Here is a 5,773-nt window from a genome sequence, read left to right as displayed (position 1 = left end):
CACTCACAAAAGTCTCTATGGATCCCTTGCTTAAGTATCATGGCAGCTCCTGCTGCTTGTTTCCAATTGAGTAGTTCTTCGTTTGCTGTGGTGTGTAAGTCTACTAATTGAAAACCTGCAAACATATAGCTTTCTACCTGTTTTAGGTTAGGAAATAAATCATGAAGATTAGTAGGACCTTTATACGGCTTATTTCCATTGTACAAACAGATATTGATGATAGCTGGTAAAGATGTGGTGTCATGCTCACTAAGATGTTGCCTAATTAATTGTGCATTATATTCTAGAAATCTCAATAGCATTAATGGATCTTCACTAGATTGATGTTCTAGATTTAGATAGATGTAGTTCTCTGTTCCCTTTATAAGCGCTTTAAAAATACAATCACTGTTGCTATTTTTACCTATAGCGCTCACAAACTCTCTATTGGCCAGTATTAAACTATCTTGATCTATTTGCCTGAAAATTTCTTTTGGTAAATTGGCCTCTAGAAACGATAATATTACGCTTTTTGTGCCAAATGTTTGCTTAAAAAATTTGTCGTGTGGGTGATGAACTGTATCCTGATTTTCTTTTTCCTTCTCTTTTTTCTTAGTCATGTGATCAATGTATTAGTTAATAAAGCTGCTTTTTCTTTTGTTTTGTGCCTTTCGAGTAACAGAAAAATATACTTCCATAACTTAAATGCCATCCAATACTTAGGACTAACTTCGCCTTCTATTAATGTATAAATGAACGCTTCTTGATTTATTTTCATCTTGCTAGAGAAGACTAAATCACTGAGTTTTTCTTTTAAATTTTCCTCTACAAATGATTCTTTTTCAACCTTAAGCTTGGTTAAATCCAATAAGGATTTACACGATTCTGGTAAATAATGATTTAAAAATTACTGAGCAGCTACTGGATCGGAAAGGATCTTTTTGCAAGTCCATCGTGTTTTAGTCTTTTTTCATAGAGATAACTGCTTAAGAAGCGTCAAATAGTTGGAAAGGAATAATAAGAAATAATTACTTAAATGTATTTTATAGTACAAATATAATATTTTAATTCTAAAAAAGTACAAAAATGAACTAATTTTAGTTGTATTGCTATGAGCACTACGTTCCAACTTGCTATTGCAATTTGATAAATGGTTCCACATAAGGTTTATTTACACACGGTTTTACATAGTACCTTAATTACACACTTTGCCTATCAATTTTCTCTATAATTGCATCCAATATCCAGCTATGTCTAGATTTTTTTACTTGATAGTATCCATGTGTACATTGATTATCAATTTTTTGAATTAGACTATTAGGTAATCTTAATTGTATATTTTGTATAATTCGCTCTTCTTTTTTATTATCATGAAATACAGCATCACCCTTGTTGATAAGGTCACTTACTTTACGTTCATAAGATGGTAGTTTTTTAGAAATAGCGATTTTTAATATCATTTTAATATTATTATATTTTAATTTGATGTTATCATAGTTATAATTTAGTATTAATCTGATTCTAAATTAATACTAACCAGAAAATTAAATAAAGCATTAAACTCTTGTATAGCTTTTACATCTTTGGGCTTTGTCTCAGTAATTGCTAGTCCTTTTGAAGATGTATTTGGAAACGATTTTCTGTTTCTTATAAAAATATTTATGAACTCCAATGTTTTAATTCTCCTTAAGAAAGTCAGCAGCCTCAATATTATCTTGCCCATTAAAATTGGCTTTATTGAGAGGCGACCCCTGTAAGGGGTAATTTCTGATCGCAATTTTTACAAGGGGCGTTTTTGCTTTTTGTGCATAACTCTACCACAGTCGTGAATGGATATAGGGCAGTATTTTTATTTCTGTATAAAGATCAATACAATAATATATCGATCAGTTCTGTAATTACTTTTTAACCTTGTTAATGTTTGCTTTATGGTTTGTTTGAATATGCCCTTATATATAGTGGTCGCTTTTTTGGTATTAACACTGGTAGTAGGGATTTATTTTAGTAGAAAAAAAACCACTTTTCGAGAATATGCGGTCGGGAATAAACAATTTGCTACCGCTACGCTGGTGGCTACGGTATTGGCTACTACTTATGGAGGAGGAGGATTACTGCGTACCGTGGAGTGTGTCCATAACCTAGGCTTATGGTGGATAGTTGTTGTATTGTTGGGTTCTTTTGGATTTTGGACGATCAGTAGGTTAGTCTTGCGTATGGGGTCATTTATGGAACATCTCTCTATGGCAGAAACAATAGGAAGTATTTATGGTAGCTATCCAAGGATTATTGCCGCGCTGGTTGGCATATGCAATTGCATCATTACAGTTACTATGCAAATTAATGTAATATCTCAGGCTATTAGCATGTCTTTAGGGGCGCTTGACCCGCTTATAATGACTGTTTTTGCTACCTTATTCCTTATTTTTTATTCCTCTTTTGGTGGTATTCGCGCTGTTACCTATACAGACGTGTTGCAATTTCTAACTTTCTCAGTTATCATTCCTCTTTTGGCTTGGTTTGTATTTGTAAGGCTAGGTAAACCAATTACAGAAATGGGGTCTATCCTACAAAGCGAAACTAAATTTCAATTTAGTAATCTGCTCCAATTTAATACTAAACTATTTAGTATCTTTCTACTACTTCTATCTTTTATGGTCGATTACATAGAGCCCCATATTATGCAGCGGGTGTACATGTCTTCTGGCCCCATTCAGGCTCAAAAAGTTTTTTTGTATGCTACTATTTTTAGATTTATTATAGCTTCTTTTATCGTTCTAGTTGGCTTATTAGTTTTTGTAGGAGCACCTAATTTATCTAAATCACAAGTTTGGGGGTATATAATAACTCATCTTCCGCCTATTTTCAAGGGGTTTATTACTCTTAGTTTACTTGCTATGACGATGTCTACAGCTGATTCTTGTTTGAATGCTTGCTCTGTTATGTTTAGCCATGATATCCTGAGAACCTTACAAAATAAAAAAGAAATTTCTGATTCACATCAACTTAAAATAGCTAGATGGACCACACTAGTGGTAGGTTTATTCGCTATGTTGTTGGCTTTTCGTTGTAAAGATCTGCTATTATTAATGTATTGGTCCCTTGATTGTGCTATACCTATCGTCACAGCTCCTTTTATTTTAGCAGTTTTTGGATTTCGAGGTACTTGCCGTACCGCTTTAATCGGCATGGCTACTGGTCTATTAACCATTCTAGCTTGGAATCAATTCATTGAACCTTCAACAGGCATAGACGGCTCGTTTATTGCGATGCTAGCCAATGGTCTAGCCATGATGGCTGCTCACTATCTCTTGAAACAACCCAAAAGTGCAGGTTGGGTTGGACCAGATAGCGATTTTAAACAAGTGCAACAAGAATAGGCGCGTAAGCGAGCAGAACGGAAAGAAGCGATAAAAAATAGCTGGGCCAATAGAAAGGCCGCTTTGGCTAAGCTCAAACCGAGTCATACCACCATCGTATGTATCGGAGTCTACCTGGCCATTACTAGCTTAGTAACGCATTTTATATCCCTTGTTGCCAATAATGGTTCTTCGCTTATGATTCAACTTATAGTAGCCGCTTTTTTTGTAGGGTATCCCTTTATTTATGATAACTCTAAAAGAATAAGAGGCCTACCCAATGGACTGGTTTGGCTAATTGGGTTAGTGGTTTATTTTCCTTTAAACTTGCTTTGGAATTGTTCCCATTCGGTAGACCCAATCTTTAAGCTATCCCTCTCTTTTACCCATTTTGCCATAATGTTATGGAGCTTGCCACTTGATCTAGCGATAGCCGTTATAACAGTTACCTTGTTAATAGCTATTTATCCGATCTCTATTGGCGTTTCTTATCCACTATTGTACTCCTTATTGCCGCTATTGCTAGCGAGCTTATTTCTCTTTGCGATTATTATCTGCTTGAGAGTTCAGCAAGGTAATCTTATGAGACAAAATTTTTACCTAAAAGATCAGGAACAGATTAGGTCCGGTCAACAACTCAAGGCCTCTCTCTATGATGCGACTTTGGTCCCTTCTAATCATGCGCCTGTTGCTAAAAGTTATGGCTTTATTTTAGAGCAAGTAGTCCGTAAAGTGGAGGAGTCTATCTCGTTTTTAGATAAGGATACCCCCCTTTTTAAGGAAGACTTTCAAAGTATTATTAATAAGTTGTACGATTGGGTCACTTATTTTAACAGAAGGGAAAAAGTCAAAGAACATGCCTTGCTGCAACCTACTAAAATTACCTTAGATAAGCTCATGCGTAAGGTAGAAGTGGCTTTAGCTCAAGAGATAGGTACACCCCCTAGGCTATTGGTAGAAATCATAAATAGTTCTGATCAAGAACCATCCCCTTATATTATATGCGATATTCATCAAGTCGTTTATTTATTGGTTAAGGCTGTTCTACGAATTGGTAGGTTAGAAGGTCCGCATGCACCGATTGTTCGAATACAACTCCATCCTACCACTTTGCGGTTTAAGCAAGCGGATGCTATTGACAACACTCGTCCTACCTTTATGGAGTTTCAAGCTACTGCCCTGGTAGTCAGTCAGGCTACTACTGCTTCTGATGTGCTTCCAAAAGTAAAGTCCTGCTATGATGAACTGAATCCTATGGACCCTAAAAAGTTGAACTATGAGCCACCATCCATAGATCTGGAGCAAGATACCCTATCTAGTATGGTGCATGCCCATTATGGCTATTTGGAACTTTATACTCATGAAAAGCAGCCTACTATATTGCTCGTTTTACCTAGTGATGTGACTGATATTAGAGATAAGATGACTGTTGCATTTCCTTTAGACTCCTTAACCTCAGATGCTCCTGTCACCCCTAAAGAACAAGCCGATTCTATGATGGCCTTAATGCAGTTCCATGACCATATCTGTAAATATGTATCTAAAGAGGCGCCTATTGATATAAAAACCATTTCAGGGTTGCTTCTATTGCTACGGCAACATTTTGGCTTTAAGCGCCATAGCTCAGGACAATTATTTTATGTTCGTGCGGTAGGGATTGCCGAAATAGTGGTAGACTGGGTTTTTCACTCACCTAAAGTAATTTATGCCTCTTTGCTCTACGAATTGGTACGTCGTACTTCTCTGCCTCTTTCTTACATCAAAGCACATTATAATTTAGGGGTTTACGCTTTTGTGTCTAATGTAGTAAAGATAGACAAACGGGAAGAGTTAGATGATCCTTCTTTGCTCTGTGTACAGAATCGACTGGAAAAAGCGCTTAAAGAAGATCATGTACAACTCTCTGTTCTTTTTATCAAACTAGCTGAGCGGCTTTATGATTTACGTCATGCAGCTGATTATCTCTATTTAACAGAGGTTCAGCATATGGCGAAAGAAACCCTCACGATAGATATTCCCATAGCCAATCAATACTTGGGACCAGAGATAGGAGAAGCATTAGAAGTAGCAGCGAAAACCGCACTAAATTCTTGTAAGGATAGAAGTATAGGTAAAGGATAAAAAACATAAAAATAAAATAAATTTTTCATGTTACTTATATCTTAGTTTTAGGGGTCACGTTAGGAAGCTGAAAATAAAGCACGCTAAGCGTATAACAGCTCGGAAAAGTTGGAAAACAAAATAATAACTTAGTTACCTCATAAGTTCGTGATCCATCTGATAAGACGAAATGACAAGAAAAATGCTCTTAAAAAAAATAAGTTAATTAGAACTCATTATCTGTTATATCTTGCTTAGTATAAATTAATAACTGATGTTATAAATAATGAGTTAAATTCGTACATTTTAATCCTTGTTTCTGTTCACCCAATGGCGTC

At 35.7% G+C, this 5,773-nt stretch carries 4 protein-coding genes and 1 pseudogene; 2 read left to right on the top strand and 3 right to left on the bottom strand.

Going from position 1 to position 5,773, the window contains the following annotated elements; all coding sequences use genetic code 11:
- The 3 genes and pseudogenes from MUW73_RS03930 to MUW73_RS03920 form a co-directional block, all read right to left on the bottom strand.
- Nucleotides 1-599: Rpn family recombination-promoting nuclease/putative transposase (locus MUW73_RS03930; protein ID WP_243575278.1), on the bottom strand; the 599-nt coding region annotated here is incomplete at its 3' end.
- A pseudogene (locus MUW73_RS03925) lies at nt 596-874 on the bottom strand (Rpn family recombination-promoting nuclease/putative transposase); the annotation flags it as partial. The pseudogene MUW73_RS03925 and the gene MUW73_RS03930, both read right to left, overlap by 4 nt.
- Before the next feature lie 304 nt (nt 875-1,178).
- Entirely contained in the window at nt 1,179-1,439 is a 261-nt protein-coding gene (locus MUW73_RS03920) for a hypothetical protein (protein WP_243018275.1), read from the bottom strand.
- A gap of 483 nt (nt 1,440-1,922) precedes the next feature.
- On the opposite strand from MUW73_RS03920, the gene MUW73_RS03915 reads away from it, so the two are divergent.
- Both MUW73_RS03915 and MUW73_RS03910 read left to right on the top strand, forming a co-directional pair.
- Nucleotides 1,923-3,356, top strand: coding sequence for a sodium:solute symporter family protein (locus MUW73_RS03915; protein WP_243018276.1), 1,434 nt, complete (start codon nt 1,923-1,925; stop codon nt 3,354-3,356).
- Between the two features lie 63 nt (nt 3,357-3,419).
- On the top strand, nt 3,420-5,456 hold the full coding sequence (locus MUW73_RS03910; protein ID WP_243018277.1) for an HD domain-containing protein: 2,037 nt from the start codon (nt 3,420-3,422) through the stop codon (nt 5,454-5,456).
- Nucleotides 5,457-5,773: the final 317 nt, after the last annotated feature.

The organism is Candidatus Cardinium sp. cByotN1, from assembly GCF_022810525.1.
In the GTDB taxonomy this organism is placed as follows: domain Bacteria; phylum Bacteroidota; class Bacteroidia; order Cytophagales; family Amoebophilaceae; genus Cardinium.
The sequence above is the reverse complement of the archived record's forward strand: the minus strand, read 5'-3'. Positions and strand labels throughout refer to the sequence as shown.